The 16,528-nt window shown below is 63.2% G+C and carries 18 protein-coding genes and 1 pseudogene; 12 read left to right on the forward strand and 7 right to left on the reverse strand.

The window, feature by feature from the left end:
• Nucleotides 1–71: 71 nt before the first annotated feature.
• The 5 genes from KVQ74_RS07200 to KVQ74_RS07220 all read left to right on the forward strand — a co-directional run bounded on the left by KVQ74_RS07200 (nucleotide 72) and on the right by KVQ74_RS07220 (nucleotide 5,693).
• A complete protein-coding gene (locus KVQ74_RS07200; protein ID WP_217830364.1) occupies nucleotides 72–1,421 on the forward strand; it encodes an APC family permease in 1,350 nt (449 codons plus the stop codon).
• Nucleotides 1,422–1,538: 117 nt separating this feature from the next.
• Nucleotides 1,539–2,555 carry an arginine N-succinyltransferase gene (locus tag KVQ74_RS07205; RefSeq protein WP_217830366.1) on the forward strand — a complete coding sequence of 339 codons (1,017 nt, stop codon included), beginning with the start codon at nucleotides 1,539–1,541 and terminating at the stop codon, nucleotides 2,553–2,555.
• A 55-nt stretch (nucleotides 2,556–2,610) separates the two neighbouring features.
• Nucleotides 2,611–3,645, forward strand: coding sequence for an arginine N-succinyltransferase (astA, locus tag KVQ74_RS07210; RefSeq protein WP_217830368.1), 1,035 nt, complete (start codon nucleotides 2,611–2,613; stop codon nucleotides 3,643–3,645).
• 171 nt (nucleotides 3,646–3,816) lie between these two features.
• Nucleotides 3,817–4,686 carry an isocitrate lyase/PEP mutase family protein gene (locus KVQ74_RS07215; RefSeq protein WP_217830370.1) on the forward strand — a complete coding sequence of 290 codons (870 nt, stop codon included), beginning with the start codon at nucleotides 3,817–3,819 and terminating at the stop codon, nucleotides 4,684–4,686.
• Nucleotides 4,687–4,766: 80 nt separating this feature from the next.
• A complete protein-coding gene (locus KVQ74_RS07220; protein ID WP_217830371.1) occupies nucleotides 4,767–5,693 on the forward strand; it encodes a LysR substrate-binding domain-containing protein in 927 nt (308 codons plus the stop codon).
• Here the strand turns inward: KVQ74_RS07220 and KVQ74_RS07225 are convergent.
• The gene (locus tag KVQ74_RS07225) at nucleotides 5,608–6,207 is read right to left on the reverse strand and encodes a DinB family protein (RefSeq protein ID WP_217830373.1); all 600 of its coding nucleotides are present in this window, start codon (nucleotides 6,205–6,207) and stop codon (nucleotides 5,608–5,610) included. The two genes, KVQ74_RS07220 and KVQ74_RS07225, sit on opposite strands and share 86 nt — an antisense overlap.
• A gap of 114 nt (nucleotides 6,208–6,321) precedes the next feature.
• The gene (locus tag KVQ74_RS07230) at nucleotides 6,322–7,239 is read right to left on the reverse strand and encodes a pyridoxal-phosphate dependent enzyme (RefSeq protein ID WP_217830375.1); all 918 of its coding nucleotides are present in this window, start codon (nucleotides 7,237–7,239) and stop codon (nucleotides 6,322–6,324) included.
• 160 nt (nucleotides 7,240–7,399) lie between these two features.
• Between KVQ74_RS07230 and KVQ74_RS07235 the strand changes: the two genes are divergently transcribed.
• Nucleotides 7,400–8,059 carry a methyltransferase family protein gene (locus KVQ74_RS07235; RefSeq protein WP_217830376.1) on the forward strand — a complete coding sequence of 220 codons (660 nt, stop codon included), beginning with the start codon at nucleotides 7,400–7,402 and terminating at the stop codon, nucleotides 8,057–8,059.
• A 44-nt stretch (nucleotides 8,060–8,103) separates the two neighbouring features.
• Here the strand turns inward: KVQ74_RS07235 and KVQ74_RS07240 are convergent, their stop codons facing one another.
• The gene (locus KVQ74_RS07240) at nucleotides 8,104–8,772 is read right to left on the reverse strand and encodes an HAD family hydrolase (RefSeq protein WP_217830377.1); all 669 of its coding nucleotides are present in this window, start codon (nucleotides 8,770–8,772) and stop codon (nucleotides 8,104–8,106) included.
• Nucleotides 8,773–8,836: 64 nt separating this feature from the next.
• Nucleotides 8,837–9,247 carry a response regulator gene (locus tag KVQ74_RS07245; protein ID WP_217830378.1) on the reverse strand — a complete coding sequence of 137 codons (411 nt, stop codon included), beginning with the start codon at nucleotides 9,245–9,247 and terminating at the stop codon, nucleotides 8,837–8,839.
• A gap of 187 nt (nucleotides 9,248–9,434) precedes the next feature.
• Here KVQ74_RS07245 and KVQ74_RS07250 point away from each other — a divergent pair, with 187 nt between their 5' ends.
• Nucleotides 9,435–10,382, forward strand: coding sequence for a class I SAM-dependent methyltransferase (locus KVQ74_RS07250; RefSeq protein ID WP_217830379.1), 948 nt, complete (start codon nucleotides 9,435–9,437; stop codon nucleotides 10,380–10,382).
• Nucleotides 10,383–10,400: 18 nt separating this feature from the next.
• On the opposite strand, the gene KVQ74_RS07255 is transcribed toward KVQ74_RS07250, so the two are convergent.
• Nucleotides 10,401–11,174 carry a helix-turn-helix transcriptional regulator gene (locus tag KVQ74_RS07255; protein ID WP_217830382.1) on the reverse strand — a complete coding sequence of 258 codons (774 nt, stop codon included), beginning with the start codon at nucleotides 11,172–11,174 and terminating at the stop codon, nucleotides 10,401–10,403.
• Nucleotides 11,175–11,283: 109 nt separating this feature from the next.
• On the opposite strand from KVQ74_RS07255, the pseudogene KVQ74_RS07260 reads away from it, so the two are divergent.
• Both KVQ74_RS07260 and KVQ74_RS07265 read left to right on the forward strand, forming a co-directional pair.
• Nucleotides 11,284–12,385, forward strand: a pseudogene (locus KVQ74_RS07260) (polyamine ABC transporter substrate-binding protein).
• A gap of 60 nt (nucleotides 12,386–12,445) precedes the next feature.
• Nucleotides 12,446–13,564, forward strand: coding sequence for a DmpA family aminopeptidase (locus tag KVQ74_RS07265; RefSeq protein ID WP_217830383.1), 1,119 nt, complete (start codon nucleotides 12,446–12,448; stop codon nucleotides 13,562–13,564).
• A gap of 323 nt (nucleotides 13,565–13,887) precedes the next feature.
• On the opposite strand, the gene KVQ74_RS07270 is transcribed toward KVQ74_RS07265, so the two are convergent.
• On the reverse strand, nucleotides 13,888–14,574 hold the full coding sequence (locus tag KVQ74_RS07270; protein WP_217830385.1) for a GNAT family N-acetyltransferase: 687 nt from the start codon (nucleotides 14,572–14,574) through the stop codon (nucleotides 13,888–13,890).
• Between the two features lie 157 nt (nucleotides 14,575–14,731).
• Between KVQ74_RS07270 and KVQ74_RS07275 the strand changes: the two genes are divergently transcribed.
• From KVQ74_RS07275 to KVQ74_RS07285, 3 genes are all read left to right on the forward strand, one after another.
• A complete protein-coding gene (locus KVQ74_RS07275) occupies nucleotides 14,732–15,217 on the forward strand; it encodes a hypothetical protein (protein ID WP_217830387.1) in 486 nt (161 codons plus the stop codon).
• 128 nt (nucleotides 15,218–15,345) lie between these two features.
• On the forward strand, nucleotides 15,346–15,657 hold the full coding sequence (locus KVQ74_RS07280) for a YXWGXW repeat-containing protein (RefSeq protein ID WP_217830389.1): 312 nt from the start codon (nucleotides 15,346–15,348) through the stop codon (nucleotides 15,655–15,657).
• Nucleotides 15,658–15,699: 42 nt separating this feature from the next.
• Nucleotides 15,700–15,912, forward strand: coding sequence for a YXWGXW repeat-containing protein (locus KVQ74_RS07285; protein WP_217830390.1), 213 nt, complete (start codon nucleotides 15,700–15,702; stop codon nucleotides 15,910–15,912).
• Between the two features lie 6 nt (nucleotides 15,913–15,918).
• Here the strand turns inward: KVQ74_RS07285 and KVQ74_RS07290 are convergent, their stop codons facing one another.
• A complete protein-coding gene (locus tag KVQ74_RS07290; RefSeq protein WP_217830393.1) occupies nucleotides 15,919–16,476 on the reverse strand; it encodes a YceI family protein in 558 nt (185 codons plus the stop codon).
• Nucleotides 16,477–16,528: the final 52 nt, after the last annotated feature.

Genomic DNA, 16,528 nt, shown 5'->3' on the forward strand with positions numbered 1-16,528 from the left:
TGCTGACGCGGTAAACGACGGACCGATATAACAACTAAAACGACCGATTGGCTGACAAGGAGTTGCGCTTCATGGAAATAGAAGAATTCGGCTACAAGCAGGAGCTTAAACGCAGCCTGACGCTGACCGATCTGGTGGTGTACGGAATGATCTTCATGATCCCCATCGCCCCGTTCGGCGTGTACGGCTACGTCAACGCCGAGGCACCGGGGATGGTGCCGCTGGCCTACATCATCGGCATGGTGGCGATGGTCTTCACCGCGCTGAGCTACGGCAGCATGGCCCGGGCGTTTCCGATTGCCGGTTCCGTGTATTCCTACGCGCAGCGGGGCTTGAATCAGCATGTCGGTTTCATCGCCGGCTGGCTGATGCTGCTCGATTACCTGCTGATTCCACCGCTGCTCTACGTTTATGCGGCGATGGCGCTCAACCACCTGTACCCGGACATCCCGAAAGTCGGGTTCATCCTGGCGTTCCTGGTCAGCGCAACCTTCGTCAACCTGCGCGGCATCACGTTCACCGCGCGGATGAACATCCTGTTCCTGCTGGCGCAACTGGTGGTGCTGGGGATTTTCCTGTTCTACGCCTGGAATGCCCTGCACAACGGTGGCGGCAATGGCCAGTTGACCCTGGCGCCGCTGTATCACCCGGAAACCTTCAACTTCGCCCTGCTGATGCAAGCGGTGTCGATTGCCGTGCTGTCGTTCCTCGGTTTCGATGCGATCTCCACCCTCGCCGAAGAGATCAAGGGCGATCCGGGCCGCAGCGTCGGCAAGGCAGCGCTGATCACGCTGGTGGTGATGGGGGTGATTTTCGTCGTGCAAACCTGGATCGCCACCGATCTGGCGGCAGGCATGGGCTTCAAATCCGCCGACACCGCGTTCTATGAAATCGCCGAAATCGCCGCCGGCAGCTGGCTGGCGACCCTGACCGGTGTCGCCACCGCCCTGGCCTGGGGCGTGGCGGTGGCCATCACCTCGCAAGCCGCCGTCTCGCGCCTGCTGTTCGGCATGGCCCGTGACGGCAAGCTGCCGAAAGTGCTGGCCAAGGTTCATCCGAAGCACAACACGCCGTACCTGAGCATTTACCTGGTGGCAGTGTTGTCGCTGGTGATCTGCTACCTGTTCATCAATTCGGTGGACACCCTGACCTCGCTGGTCAACTTCGGCGCGCTGAGCGGTTTCATGCTGCTGCACCTGACCGTCATCAACTACTACTGGCGTCGGCAGAAGTCCGGTCAGGTGATCCGTCACCTGATCTGCCCGGTGATCGGCTTCGTCATCGTCGCGGCCATCATGTACAACATGGGTGTTGATGCGCAAAAACTCGGCCTGATCTGGATCGCACTGGGCCTGGTGTACCTGTTCTTCCTGAACAAGCTCGGCGCCAGTACCGCGCTGCCTGACCCGAGCAATGGCTGACAAGAAAAAGAGCGGCGTCTGACAACAAATCAGGCGACCGCCGATTTAACGCGTGGAAACCGACAGTGATAGTCAGGTTCGGCGATTCGTCGAACCTTTTGATACAGGAGTGCATCCATGCTGGTCTTACGCCCAGTCGAGCCAACCGACCTGCCTCAACTGCAACAATTGGCCCGCGACAGCCTGGTCGGCGTGACGTCCCTGCCGGACGACAGCGAACGCCTGGGCGAGAAGATCGCCGGCTCCCGCGATTCGTTCGACAGCGAAGGCAGCGCCCATGGCCCGGAGAACTATTTCTTCGTCCTGGAAGACCTCGACAACCGGCGCCTGGTCGGCTGCTCGGAGATTCTTGCCACCGCCGGGTACGACGAGCCGTTCTACAGCCTGCGCAACCGCCATTTCACCAGTGCCTCGCGTGAGCTGAACATCGAGCACGGCGTGCCGGCGCTGTCGTTGTGCCATGACCTCAGCGGCCACACGCTGCTGCGTGGTTTCCACATCGACGCGGCGCTGGTGCGCACGCCGTTTTCCGAATTGCTATCGCGGGCGCGGCTGCTGTTCATCGCCGCCCACGGGCAACGTTTCGCCGAAGCGGTGATCACCGAAATCGTCGGTTACAGCGATGAACAGGGCCATTCGCCGTTCTGGGATGCCCTGGGCAAGCACTTCTTCGATCTGCCCTACGCCGAGGCCGAACGCCTGTGCGGCTTGCAGAGCCGCACGTTTCTCGCCGAACTGATGCCGCAATACCCGATTTACGTACCGATGCTGTCCCAGGCGGCGCAGGACTGCATCGGCCGCATCCACCCCGATGGCCAGGAAGCGTTCGACATCCTCGAGCGCGAAGGCTTTGAAACCAACAGCTACATCGATCTGTTCGATGCCGGCCCGACCCTGTATGCACGCACCGCGAACATCCGTTCGATCGCCCGCAGCCAGACCGTCACCGTCTGCCGGCAGGCCCAGATCGATGCCCGGGGTCGCTACCTGCTGAGCAACGACGCGCTGCACGGATTCCGCGCCATCGTCGCTGAACTGGATTACCAGCCTGGTCAATCCCTGGCGCTTACCCCGGCCATGTGCGCGGCGTTGCAGGTCAGCGATGGCGCCAGCGTACGGCTGACAGCCCTGTGAACCGCGCCCCTACCCCACGACAGTGCCCGAGCAGGCGCGCAAAAGGAGTTGCAGCATGATTGTCCGTCCGGTTCACATCAACGATCTGCCCGCCTTGATGGCACTGGTCCAGCAGGCCGGCCCGGGGTTCACCACCCTGCCGGCCAACGAAGAGCGCCTGGCTCACCGGGTACGCTGGGCTCGTCGGGCCTTCGCCGAACAGGTCGAGCGGGCCGACGCCGATTATCTGTTCGTGCTCGAAGACGACGAGCAACGGCTGGTCGGGGTCAGCGCCCTGACCGGCGGGATCGGTCTGCGTGAGCCCTGGTACAACTACCGGGTGGGCGTGACCGTCAGCTCGGCTCCGAACCTGGGGATTCAACGGCAGATTCCGACCCTGTTTCTCAACAATGAACTGACCGGCCAATCGGAGCTGTGCTCGCTGTTCCTCGGCCACGATCAGCGCCACGGCAGCAACGGTCGCCTGCTGTCGCTGGGGCGACTGCTGTTTGTCGCCGAGTTCCCGCATCTGTTCGGCGAGAAGATGATCGCCGAACTGCGCGGCAGCGCCGACGAACAGGGCTGCTCGCCATTCTGGGACAGCCTGGGACGGCACTTCTTCCAGATGGATTTCAGCCACGCCGATCATCTGTCGGGGCTGGGCAACAAGGCGTTCATCGCCGAACTGATGCCACGCCAGCCGCTGTACACCTGCCTGCTCACCGAACAGGCCCAGGCGGTGATCGGCCAGCCGCACCCCAACACCGAGCCTGCGCTGAAAATCCTCCAGGGCGAAGGTTTCGCCCACAAAGGCTACATCGATATTTTCGATGGCGGCCCGGTGATCGAAGCCCCGGTGCGCAGCATCCGAACCGTGCGCGACAGCCTGGAACTGACCCTGAGCCTCGGCACGCCGGACGATCAGGCGCCGCTCTGGCTGATTCACAACCGGCGCCTGGAAAACTGCCGCATCACTGCCGCCCGTGGACGTCGCGTCGGCGGCAGCCTGGTGGTCGACCGCCTCACCGCCAAACGCCTGCAATTGCAGCCGGGCAACTCGGTACGCGCGGTCATGCTGCCCAACCGGCAGCAACAAATCGCCGCCGCCTGAACCCACGGGAACACTCGCTTCCCGTGGCGAGGGCGGACGCGCCAGCGCGCCCGGTCAGCCTCCCTCGCAAATTCGTCATGATCCTTGACCCATTCGCGTGATAGCCTTTTCATCCTTCGGCGTTGACACCTTTGCTCAAGCCTTTCCATTCCTTTGTATGGTGGAACTCGTATGTCCAGGCTTTCTCATCAAGATTTGCGCCGTAATTTCCGTCAGCTGCTGGCGTCCGACACCTGCTATCACACAGCCTCCGTGTTCGATCCGATGTCCGCCCGCATCGCCGCTGACCTGGGGTTTGAAGTCGGCATTCTCGGCGGTTCGGTCGCCTCCCTGCAGGTACTGGGCGCCCCGGACTTCGCCCTGATCACCCTCAGCGAGTTCGCCGAGCAAGCCACCCGCATCGGCCGCGTCGCCCAATTGCCGGTGATCGCCGACGCCGACCACGGCTATGGCAACGCCCTCAACGTGATGCGCACCATCGTTGAGCTGGAACGCGCCGGTGTCGCCGCGCTGACCATCGAAGACACCCTGCTGCCGGCCCAGTTCGGGCGCAAGTCCACCGACCTGATCACCGTGGCCGAAGGTGTCGGCAAGATCCGTGCGGCACTCGAGGCCCGGGTCGATGCGGAAATGGCGATCATCGCCCGGACCAACGCCGGCATCCTGCCGGTCCAGGAAATCATCAGCCGCACCCGCCAATACCAGGCTGCCGGTGCTGACGGTATCTGCATGGTCGGCGTGCAGGACTTCGATCAGCTCGAGCAGATCGCCGAACACCTGAGCGTCCCGCTGATGCTGGTCACCTACGGCAACCCGGCGCTGCGCGACGACAAACGCCTGGCCGAGCTGGGCGTGCGCGTGACCATCGACGGCCACGGCGCCTATTTCGCCGCGATCAAGGCCACTTACGACAGCCTGCGCGAACAACGGCAGATCTTCACCCAGGCCTCCGACCTCAGCGCCACCGAACTGACGCACACCTACACCCTGCCGGAGGATTACATCCGTTGGGCGAAGGAATACATGAGCGTCAAGGAGTAACAAGGACGCAGACGAGCGGCTCGCAAAGACGTCGTCAGCTCCTACACTGAAGGCTCCCGAACCCGAACGAGCCTTCCGGCATGAATCGCAACGACTTGCGCCGCGTCGACATGAACCTGCTGGTGATTTTCGAAACGTTGATGTTCGAAAAGAACCTGACCCGCGCCGGGGAAAAGCTGTTCCTCGGCCAGCCGGCGGTGAGCGCCGCCCTCGCTCGTCTGCGTGACCTGTTTGATGACCCGCTGCTGGTACGCAATGGCCGGGTCCTGGAACCGACCCAGCGGGCGCTGGCGATCCTCAGGGAATTGCAGCCGGCGATGGACACGATCTCCGGTGCCGTCAGCCGGGCCAAGGACTTCGACCCGCTGAGCAGCCGCGACGTGTTCCGCATCGGTCTGTCGGATGACGCCGAATTCGGTCTGCTGCCGCCCTTGCTCAAGCAATTGCGCGAAGATGCGCCGAACGTGGTGGTGGTGATTCGCCGGGTGAATTTTCTGCTGATGTCGTCGATGCTCGGCTCCGGGGAGATCTCCGTTGGCGTCAGCTACACCACCGAACTGCCGGCCAATGCCAAACGCAAAAAACTGCGGGATCTGCACTGCAAGATCCTGCGCGGCGACGATCGCCCCGGCGCTCTGACCCTCGACGACTACTGCGAGCGGCCCCATGCACTGGTGTCGTTTTCCGGCAGCCTGGACGGTTCTATCGACAACGATCTGGCGCGGGTCAACCGCACCCGCAACGTCGTGCTGGCGGTGCCGCAATTTGCCCCGTTGCGGGCAATCCTGGCCGGCACCGACCTGCTCGCCACCGTGCCGGATTTTGCCGCTTGCGCGCTGGTCGACGGCAGTACGGTGTTGCGCGCCGACGAACCGCCGTTCCAGATCGTGCCGTCGGAGTTGTCGATGGTCTGGAACGGGGTCAACGACAACGACCCGGCGGAACGCTGGCTGCGCTCGCTGATTGCCCATCACATGTCGGCTCCGCTACCGTCGCAGGCGCACTGACCGGCCTGAACCCGGGATCGGCCTCGCGCAGGTACACCGGCAGATCAGTCATCGGCGGCATCTGCGGGATCTCGAAATACATCTGCACCACCCAGCCCCGGTGATAGTTGTTGTGGTTGATCACATGCATGAGGATCGCCCCGGCGTTCATGGTGCCGCCGTCACCGGAGACGAACTTGAAATCGATCTCGCGGGTCAACGAAGCCTCGGTCTGTCGTGCGCTCCAGGTGCGATACCAGCTATCGACCTCCTGCTGTGCCTGGCGCAGGTCCCCGAGGTCGTCATGCACCAGATCGTGGGAGGTTTTGAAACCATGGTCACGGCCTTCGAGATGCGCCTGCCAGATCCGGTCGACCACGTAGATATGGTTAAGCGTGCCGAGCATGTTATGGAAAACGGTTTTGCGTTCTCGGGTGACCTCCCCGGACGGCAGCGCTTGCAGGCTGTCGAACAGGCGCTGATTAGCCCAGGTCTTGTAGTCAGCGAGCAGATGGGCAGTGGCTAAGTTGATCATCGCGGGTCACCGTAGGCACAAAAGGGCTGCGTCCAGCATAGACGTTGATTGGCGGGATGGGCGTCGGGCCGACTGTCGGTTCTCTGGACTGCTGGGAGAGGGCACGATCGTCGCTCAGGCCCCAAGGCTCGCCCACCCCGCCACCCGTTGTGCACTGATGCTGACCCCGCCGCAGACAATGATCACCACATCATGCGCCCCGGCCAGCGCCGGATGATCGAGGTACGCCGTCGCCAGCGACACCCCGCACGCCGGCTCCACCAGTTGCCGCAGATCATTGGCGAAACGCACCACACCCATGATCGCGTCGTCATCGGACAGCACCAGGCACTCATGGGTAAATTCGCCGATATGCTCGACCGGCCACGCCGCCACCTGACTGGCGCCAAGGGACGTGGCAACGCTGTCGATCTTGCTCAGGCGCACCGGATGGCCGGCCTGCAGGGCGGCGGCAAACGAAGCGGCGCCCCGGGTTTCGCAGGCCACGATCCGGCAGTCCCGCCGGTCATGGCGCAACAGCCCAACCAGCAGCCCGGCAAGCAAACCACCGCCGCCGACCGAGGTCACCAGGACATCGACCTGCGGACAATCTTCGAGAATTTCATCGACCATCGAGCTGTGCCCTTCCCACAACACGGGATGGTCGAAGGCCGGCACGTATTCGCTGTCCGCCGCGCTCGCCAGCGCCTGCGCGCGTTGATTGGCCTCGTCCCAGACCTTGCCGTGGACGATGACCTCGGCGCCGGTGCGGCGGATGCGATCACGGGTTGCTTCCGGCGTGGTGTTCGGCACCACGACGCAGGCTTGCAGGCCCAGGCGGGTCGCCGCCACCGCTGTTGCCAGCCCGGCATTGCCACCGGACGGACAGACGACTTTGCGTTTGCCCTGCGCCTCGGCCTGGCTGCACAGCAGGCCGATGCCGCGAATCTTGAACGACCCTCCGGGTTGCAGGTTTTCCAGTTTCAACCAGATGCGCCGCGTGGCGCTCGATAAAGTCGGGTGCAGGATCAAAGGCGTGCGGATGTGCAACATGACGGCTCCTGACGACGCCACGACCGGCATCATCCGGGTCGGATCGTGGCGAGTGAATCAAAACGTCCCACGTTCAAGCTTAGTCCACGGCCCTTGCATCGGGTAAACGCCGGAGATCGTGCCGGGATCTACACTGAACAGCATCAGCTCAGAGGTGCCCATGAAAATGTCTGCGCAAATGACCGTCGTCGCGGTGCTCGCCACCCTCGCCTATCTGGGTCTGGCGGTCTGGGGTATGGGTGGCGTGGCGGTGTTCTTTTCCCACGATGCGCTGGTGCTGATAGCGCTGGCGACCCTGGCGATGGTGGTGGCGTCGCTGTTCACCGAAGTGAACCTGAGTGCCGGCGAACGCGAGGATCGGGCCAATCGCTGGGTGATTCCGGCCTTCGCCGTGATTGGCGTCATCAGTGGATTTCTCCCGGCCTATTGCGACCGGATCAATTTCTGGACGTTTGGCGGCGAAGGCGTGCGCTGGCTCGGCGCGCTGCTGTTCATCGTCGGCGGCGCGCTGCGGTTGTGGCCGGTGTTTGTGCTCGGGCATCGCTTCAGCGGGCTGGTGGCGATCCAGCCGGGGCATCGACTGGTCACCGAAGGCATCTACCGGCACCTGCGCAATCCCAGTTACCTGGGGCTGGTGATCAATGCGCTGGGCTGGGCGCTGGCGTTTCGTTCAGTGGTCGGGATTTTGCTCGCGGCGCTGACCCTGATCCCGCTGATCGCCCGTATTCATTCTGAAGAAGCGCTGCTGCGGGGACAGTTTGGCGCGGAGTACGACGCCTACTGCACCCGCAGTTGGCGGCTGCTGCCGGGCGTCTACTAATCCTGAAACCGCCGAACATGCCCGCTCCCACGAGGGGCGATGGTTCAGATGGCTTGCAGGCGCAGTTGGCCGTCGCTGCCGACCTTGACCCCGAGCGCATCGTAGCTGGCGATGGTCGCGTGAGCGGTTTCGAGCGGGTGCTGGTGGGTCGCGGTGATAATCATCAGCGCCGAGCCTGCCGCCTCCGCTGCAAGGATGCCGACGGTGGCGTCTTCGAAGATCAGGCAATCGGCCGGTTCAAGCCCCAGGCGTTTCGCCGCCAGGCGATAGCCCGTCGGATCCGGTTTGCCGGCGGTCACGTCCTCGGCGGTAATCATCACCGCAGGCTCGGGAATCCCGGCCGCCGCCATCCGCCGCAGCGCCAGATCCCGCGGCGCCGAGGTCACCATGGCCCAGCGATCCGCCGGCAATGCGTCGAGAAACGCCGCCGCACCGGGGATCGGCACGATGCCTTCGACATCTTCGATTTCCGCTTCGGTGATGAACGCTGCCTGGGCCTGGGCATCCACGCCCGGCAGGTTCAGCCGATTGATGGTGTCGATGGCCCGCGCACCATGGATGGTGGGCAGAAAGGTTTCGACGTCGACGCCATGACGCACCGCCCAGGCCGACCAGATCCGCTCGGCGGCGGCGATGGAGTTGAGGACGGTGCCGTCCATGTCGAACAGGAAGGCGCCGAACGCGCGGTTGAAAACAGCATCGAGAGCAGACAAGGGGTCGCATCCTCTGGCAAGGGGCCGGGCAAATGTGCCCGGCAATGTAGCACTTGCGCAGGCCTCAGTGCAGGCGCGGAGCCCTGGATTTGAACGCGCCGTCCACGCAGTCGAGCAACTGGCCGATGGCCCAGGGCTTTTTGATGAACGCCACCGGACGCTTGACCCCGGACGTCTCCGGTGTCTCATAACCGGACATCACCATCACCGGTTTTTCCGGCCAGCGCTCGCCGACCAGATTCGCCAGATCCGCACCGTTGAGGGTGCCGGGCATGGTGATATCGGTGAGCAACAGCGCCACTTCCGGCGCGTGTTCCTCCAGATATTGCGAGGCCGCATCGGCGCTGGTCTGCGGTTCGACCTTGAAGCCTTCCTCCTGAAGAATTTCGCACAGAAACTCCAGAATCAACGGATCATCCTCGACCACCAGAATCAACCCGTCATGAAGGTGCGTACTCGACGGAATTGGACTCATGAACTGGCACTCCCTGAATTACGTGTACGTTTTAGCGGCTTGACCCGCTGCTTATCTGGTATGAGCGGCGACTTGTACAGAAATTCATTTTTGATACAGGTCTTTTCCGAAGTGCCTGATCGGCGACCCATCGCCCCCGCCCATTTATGGTTAAAATGCCGGCCCTTTTGCCGGCCGATCCCGATTGATGAACCCTCAAGCCCTTGCCACTCTCCAAGCTCACCTGCTGACCGCGCTGACCTCGGCACCGGCCGAAACCCGGCGCCTGTTCCATGGGCGCGGACGCTGCTGGCCGGGACTGGAGCAGCTCACCGTCGACTGGCTGCAAGGCGTGGTGCTGGTGTCGCTGTTCAAGGAGCCGGCGGCGGATCAACTGGACGACCTCAAGCGTCTGTTGCTGGCCCTCGGTGACAGCGCGCAATGGAAAGACTCCGGTGCCCACACCCTGCTGATCCAGCACCGTTATCTGCCGCAAAACACTGCCGAATGGTTGCTGGGCGAGGAAATCGACGAAATGACCATCGTCGAGGGCGGCCTGAAATACCGGGTCGACCTGGGCCGCAAGCAAAACGCCGGGCTGTTTCTCGACATGCGCTACGGGCGCAACTGGGTGCGCGATCAGGCGGCAGGTCAACGGGTGTTGAACCTGTTTGCCTACACCTGCGGTTTCTCGGTGGCGGCGATCGAGGGCGGCGCCAGCCATGTGGTCAATCTCGATATGTCCCGCGCCGCGTTGAGCCGGGGTCGCGACAATCACCGTTTGAACGGCCATGACTTGAGCAAGGTGAGTTTTCTCGGCCACGACCTGTTCAAGTCCTGGGGCAAGGTAATCAACAGCGGCCCGTATGATCTGGTCATCATCGATCCACCGTCGTTCCAGAAAGGCAGCTTCCTGCTGACCAAGGATTACCAGCGCGTGCTGCGCCGCCTGCCGGAGCTGCTGACGCCGCAAGGCACGGTGCTGGCGTGCATGAACGATCCGTCGTTCGGGTCGGACTTTTTGATTGATGGCGTGACCCGCGAGGCGCCGGGCCTGCGCTTCGAACAGCGCCTGGAGAACCCGCCGGAGTTTGCGGACATCGATCCGCAAAGCGGCTTGAAAGCGCTGGTGTTCAAGCGCACCGAAACCCTCTGACCCCACTCCCCCCAGTGGTCAACGCGGACGCAACACCAGCGCGAACAATTCGCCATGCCCGGTGACATTGAGCTTGTAATAGAGGTTGCGCCGATGGACCTTCACGGTCTCCGGCGAGATGTTCATCCGCTGGGCGATAGCCTTGCTGGAAAAGCCTTGCAGGATCAACCGCGCGGTGTCGATTTCCCGCCCGGTCAGCCGCGCATCGAAACGATCCAGCAACGCTGCCAGGTCACCGACACCCGCTTCGGTGACCGGGCCTTGTGGCGGCAGCAGTTGCACATGCCGGCGCATCGCCGCCAGCACCCAGTCCCGCACGCAGAGCAAACGCCCCTGCTCCTGTAACTCGAACGCCGTCCTCCGCCCCAGCGACAGACCCAGCACGCCGCCATCGACATTGACCATGAACTGCAACTCGTCCGCGCCAACCACCGAGCGGAAGTAGCTCTGGTAATACTCGCTGTGCAGAAACTGGTCCGGCGCGACCGACGCCAGGCTGTGCAAGCCATCGGCGATCCCGGCGGTGGCGGCCTGATAGAACGGATCGAGCAGGTACATCCCGGCGCTGTAGCCGGCCAGGTCTTCCTGCTCGTCGGTGCCGCCCTTGCTGTCGAAGTCGATGAGCAATCGTGGCGCCTGCCCGCCGGTCATCAGCGCCACCAGAGCGTTGTCCAGCGGCACCAGCAGGCGCACGGTGTCCACCAGCGCGCGCCAGAAACCGTCCTGGCCGACGGCGGCGAACACCCGCGCCAGACTCTGGTGAACCGGCAACTCCTGCAACAACGCGTCCACGCTCTACCCCTTTTGTGTAACCCATGATGGGAATGGGTCAGGCGCGGTCGCGCCGATAGGCTGACCACTCCTGTTCATCACCGGCCGCACAGGCCAGGAGTGCCGCATCATGCGTCGTCATCGTGGGTATATCAACCTGGGCCTGGCGGCCTGTCTGGCCAGTGGATCAATCGCCATGGCGGCCGATGCGCCGAGCGTGCATGTCTACAACTGGTATGACTACATCGGCCCCGATACCCTGCACGACTTCAAGCGACAGCGGCATCCAGCCGGTGTACGACACCTTCGACAGCGCCGAAGTGCTGGAAGGCAAACTGCTCACCAGCCGCAGCGGCTACGACGTGGTGGTGGCAAGCAACTACAGCCTGCCGACCCTGATCAAGGCCGGCGCCCTCGCCCCGTTGCCGCGCGAGCAACTGCCGGGCTGGAAAAACCTCGACAGCGACCTGCTGGGCAAACTCGCCAACAACGACCCCGGCAACCAATACGCTGTGCCCTATCTGTGGGGCACCAACGGCATCGGCTACAACGTCGACAAGGTGCGCGCCGCCCTCGGTGACCAGGCGCCGGTGGATTCCTGGGATCTGGTGTTCAAGGAAGAGAACCTCGCAAAACTTGGCGAGTGCGGTGTGGCGATGCTCGACTCGCCCTCGGAAATGCTGCCGGTGGCCCTGCATTACCTGGGCCTACCGCCCAACAGCACTAATCCCGAGGACTACAAGAAGGCCGAGGCGCTGCTGCTGAAACTACGTCCGCACATTGCCTACTTCAACTCGTCGAAATTCATCAGCGACCTGTCCAACGGCAATATCTGCGTGGCGGTCGGCTGGTCCGGGGCGATGCTTGAAGCCAAGACCAACGCCGAGCAGGCCGGCAACGGCGTGAAGATCGCCTACAGCCTGCCGAAGGAAGGCGCACCGGTGTGGTTCGACACGCTGGTGCTGCTCAAGGATGCGCCGAACCGCCCCCAGGGCCTGGCATTCATCGACTATCTGCTGCACCCGGAGGTGATCGCACCGGTCAGCGATCACCTGTCCTATCCGAACGGCAACCGCGCCGCCACCGCGCTGGTCGCTGCGGCCACTCGCGACAATCCGGCGGTATATCCGCCAGCAGCGGCCATGGCCACGCTGTACACCCTCGAACCGTTGCCCAAAGCCACCGAGCGGGTACGCACCCGGGTGTGGAGCAAGGTCAAGAACGGCCAGTAAACACACCGCCCCCACAGAGGGGATGAGTAACCCGTCAGATTTCCATTGAGAGAACCATCGATGAAACCACGTGCCCGCGACCTCGATATCCGCATCGGTCAACTGTCACCCGGCCCGCTCAACGCCATCACCGACGTGCCCGGCGTGCGGGTCGGTCACAGCAATGTCCGGGGGCGCAGCGCCGCCGGGCGCGACATCTGCACCGGCGTCACCCTGATCGAACCCCGCGTCGGCTCGACCAACCGGCAACCGTGCTTCGCCGGGGTCCATGTGCTCAACGGCAACGGTGATGCCACCGGGCTGGAATGGATTCGTGAAGCCGGACTACTGACCAGCCCGATCGCCTTCACCAACACCCATAGCCTGGGCGTGGTGCGCGATGCCTTGATTGCGCTGGATCGAGCGCAGCAACCGGATGACGGGCGGCTCTACTGGAACATGCCGGTGGTGCTGGAAACCTTCGACGGCCTGCTCAACGATATCAATGGTTTTCACGTAACCGCCGAGCATGTTGCCGAAGCGTCACGCAACGCCGCTGATGGCCCGGTACAGGAGGGCGCAGTGGGCGGCGGCAGCGGAATGATCTGCCATGAGTTCAAGGGCGGCATCGGCACCGCTTCACGCCGGTTGAACAGCGCCCGGGGCGGTTGGACGGTGGGCGCCATCGTCCAGGCCAACCATGGTGTTCGTCGCGAATTGCGGGTCGATGGCTATCCGGTCGGGCGTTACATGGCGCGTGAGGATTCGCCCTTTCTGCGCGCCGCGTTGCCGCATCCCGGGATGGGCTCGATCGTGATCTGCCTGGCCACCGACGCACCGCTGCTGCCGCACCAATGCACCCGCCTGGCACAACGGGCCAGCCTCGGTCTGGCGCGTACCGGCGGCGGTAACGAAGACCACAGCGGCGACATTTTCATCGCGTTCTCCACCGGTAACGCGCAGATCCCGCCCGCCGCCTACGAAAGCCAGGGCGCACCGACCTGCGACGGTTTGCGCATGGTCAACAACGACCATATCAGCGAGCTGTTCCTGGCCGCGACCGAAGCGGTGGAAGAGGCGATCATCAACGCCTTGCTCGCCAGCAACAGCACCGAAGGCAATGGCCATTCAGTGCCGGGGCTGGAGGGTGCGACGCTGTTGAGCGCACTGGAAAAGGCAGGCTGGCGCGGGTCTTTGTAACAACACGCCACCTCATGGTGGGAGCAAGCCACTCCCACACTGTTTTGGGCTGTTACCGACACGGCTGTGTGACGCAAAACCCTGGGCGGGATGGGTGCTCGAAAGCACCAGAAAACAGCTGACTGACGGTACTTGAGCGCCTCCTCGCACCTTCCTACGATGGAGCTACGCAGTCATTGGGTTCGCCCAATCGCCGCGTAGACGCGGGTGTACTGAACCCCAATCAAGCCCGCGTCTGGCTTCATGCGCATCTTGAGCCTCACGGGCTCCACTTCCTCCCCATCGAAGAGTCTTGAGGCTCTTTTTTTGTCTGTGCGAAAGGCTCAGTGCAGGGTCATTCGCTGGCGAACAAAGGCTTCGGTCTGGCGGGTCACCTGATCCAGATGCCGGTCCCGCTGCTTCTCGGCATCGAGCATCGCCCGCTTGCCGTGCTTTTGCAGCAGGTAGGTGTGGATCTGCTGCACCTCCAGCGAACGGTAGATCGGTGTCGTGTCGATGAATCCGCGCAGGCCGTTGCTGCGGTAATGCCGGGTGCTCATCAGCACCTGGGTTTCACGCTGGCCGATCACCTCAAAGCCCAGCGCTTCGAAATACGCGACCTTGCCGACGCTGCAAGTCAGCTCCGCATGCGGGAAACGCGCAAGCATCTCGCCGATCATCGCCCGCGCCACACCCTGACGCCGATACCCCTCGCGCACCGCCAGATAGGCGACGTTGCACGCCTCCCAATCGCCCTGCACCGGCAGGTACAACAGGAAGCCGATCACCTGTTCCGGGTCGTCCTCGTCGGTGGCGACCAGCAGTTCCACTTCCGTGCCCTTCTCGCCGTTCAAGGCCTCCAGGTACAGATGCACCTCGTAGCCGACCGCGTACTGATAGACGTTGTAGAGCAGATTGCTCGGGCCAAGTCCGACCGCGCTGATGTCGGTCAGGTAGTCGACCACCATTTGCAGGATCTGGCTGTTGACGCCTTCGGGGCATGGGGATTTGTAGTGGGTGATGCGGGGCATGGCGGGTGAACTCCAACGCTGAAAACGGGTTGCCGACGACCTGGCCGCTGGCGAACAGCGCCATCATACCCCGCGGCGGCCCGGACACTGGCTAAAGTTGCCCGGCGTCGCGCCGATGCAACGTTTCCCCTCATTCCAAAAAACGAAGGATCGTCCGATGTTCCACCCGCGCGAAGCCCAGCGAGATCACCTCTACAACCGTATCGTCATGCTCACCGTGGCTTGTTGCGTGGTCTTGCTGTTGGCCGGGATGGCCCGTCATCAGGGCATCCGCTATGGCGCGTTGCAGTTCAATGCGATGCAGGTCAGCGGCACCGTCACGGCGCTGGAAGAGATCCTGTTGAACGACAACGGCAAAATCATTCACTACCGCTACACCGACGAGCAGGGTCTCAGCCACGACGATCAATACGCCGACGAACGCTACGCCGAGCACACCCAATATGAAGTCGGCGGATCGATTGCGTTGCTGGTGTCGCGCTGGTTGCCGAAACAGAACGCCATCGCCAGCGAACTGCACAGCTATCGTCCGAGCTTCTACATCATGACCGGCGGCCTGTTGCTCGCGGTGCTGTTCCTGCTGATCTCGGGGCGCACGTTCTGGCAGATTCAGGCGATGAAAGACCAGGACCGCTACTACTGAGCCCTCGCCCGTCGCCCTCAAATTCTCCCTGAAGAAAATTTCATCTGCCCGACGCCGGATCTTTCGCCAATCCGGCGTCCAATTCTTCAGCTGCGTTCAATTCCCGACGCAGGCCCTGAGGAGTTGTCATGAACGTTTTGCGTTCCCTGTTCAAATTGCTGCTGGTGCCGTTGACGCTCGCCGCCCTGTCGAGTGCGCCGGCATTTGCCCAGCCCGAAGTCATCATCCGCGAAGCGCCACCGCCGATGCGCATGGAACCCATGCCCGGCGCACGGCCCGGTTATGCCTGGGATCGCGGCCACTGGCGCTGGGAAGGACGCGGTTACGCCTGGGTGCCGGGGCACTGGCAGCCGGTGCGTCACGGCGCGCGCTGGGAGCCGGGCCATTGGCAGGCACGCGGGCCGAACTGGTACTGGATTGAAGGCCATTGGGTGCGTTGATCGCCCATCCGCCAATCCCTCTCATCGACCAGGAATCCAATCATGTCGCGAACCTTGAAAACCCTGCTTGGCGCCACGCTGGTGGCAATCACCCTGTCCGGCTGCATCGTCGCCCCGGCCCGTCCGCACCGGCCACCGCCGCCGGTGGAAGTGGTGCCGGTCATGCCTGCGCCGGGCTATCACTGGGTCGCCGGCCACTACCGCTGGGGCGGTGGCGAATGGCGCTGGGTGCCGGGGCACTGGCGCGCCTATTGAGGCCCGTCACTGCTGGGGCGCCACCACTTTGAACTTGATGTCGATGTCCTTCGACACCACGGTGTCCGCCCACTCCCCCGCGCCGAGGCTGAACTCGTCACGCTTGAGCACCAGTTCACCGTCGAAGATGCCGATGCCGCTGCCAGGCTTGAGCCGCACCGGCACCTGCACGTCGCGGGTGATGCCTTTGAGGGTGAGCCGGCCGGCGATCAGGTATTGGTTGTCGCCGACCTGACTGAAACGGGTCGACTCGAACAGCGCCACCGGAAACTGCGCGGTGTCGAACCACGCCGGTTTCACCAGCTCGGTGTTGGCATCTTCACTGCCGGCGTCGATGCTGGTGAGGTCGATGTGCAGCGTGGTACGGGCGCCGGCGAGGTTGGCGGTGTCGAACTCAAGGGTGGCCTCGAACTTGCCGAACGTGCCGTACATCCGCGAGCCCATCTGGTTGTAGGTGAAACTGATCTGGCTGGCGGTGGTGTTGACTCGGGTGTACTCGACCGCCTGCGCCGCCGGCATCACGATCAGGCAACACACGGCAGCCAACAACCATCGGATCGACATGGGATTCTCCGGCGCCGGAATGGGCCTCGATTGACTTAAGCAAACAACCGCC

Source organism: Pseudomonas botevensis (assembly GCF_019145475.1).
Taxonomy (GTDB): Bacteria; Pseudomonadota; Gammaproteobacteria; order Pseudomonadales; family Pseudomonadaceae; genus Aquipseudomonas; species Aquipseudomonas botevensis.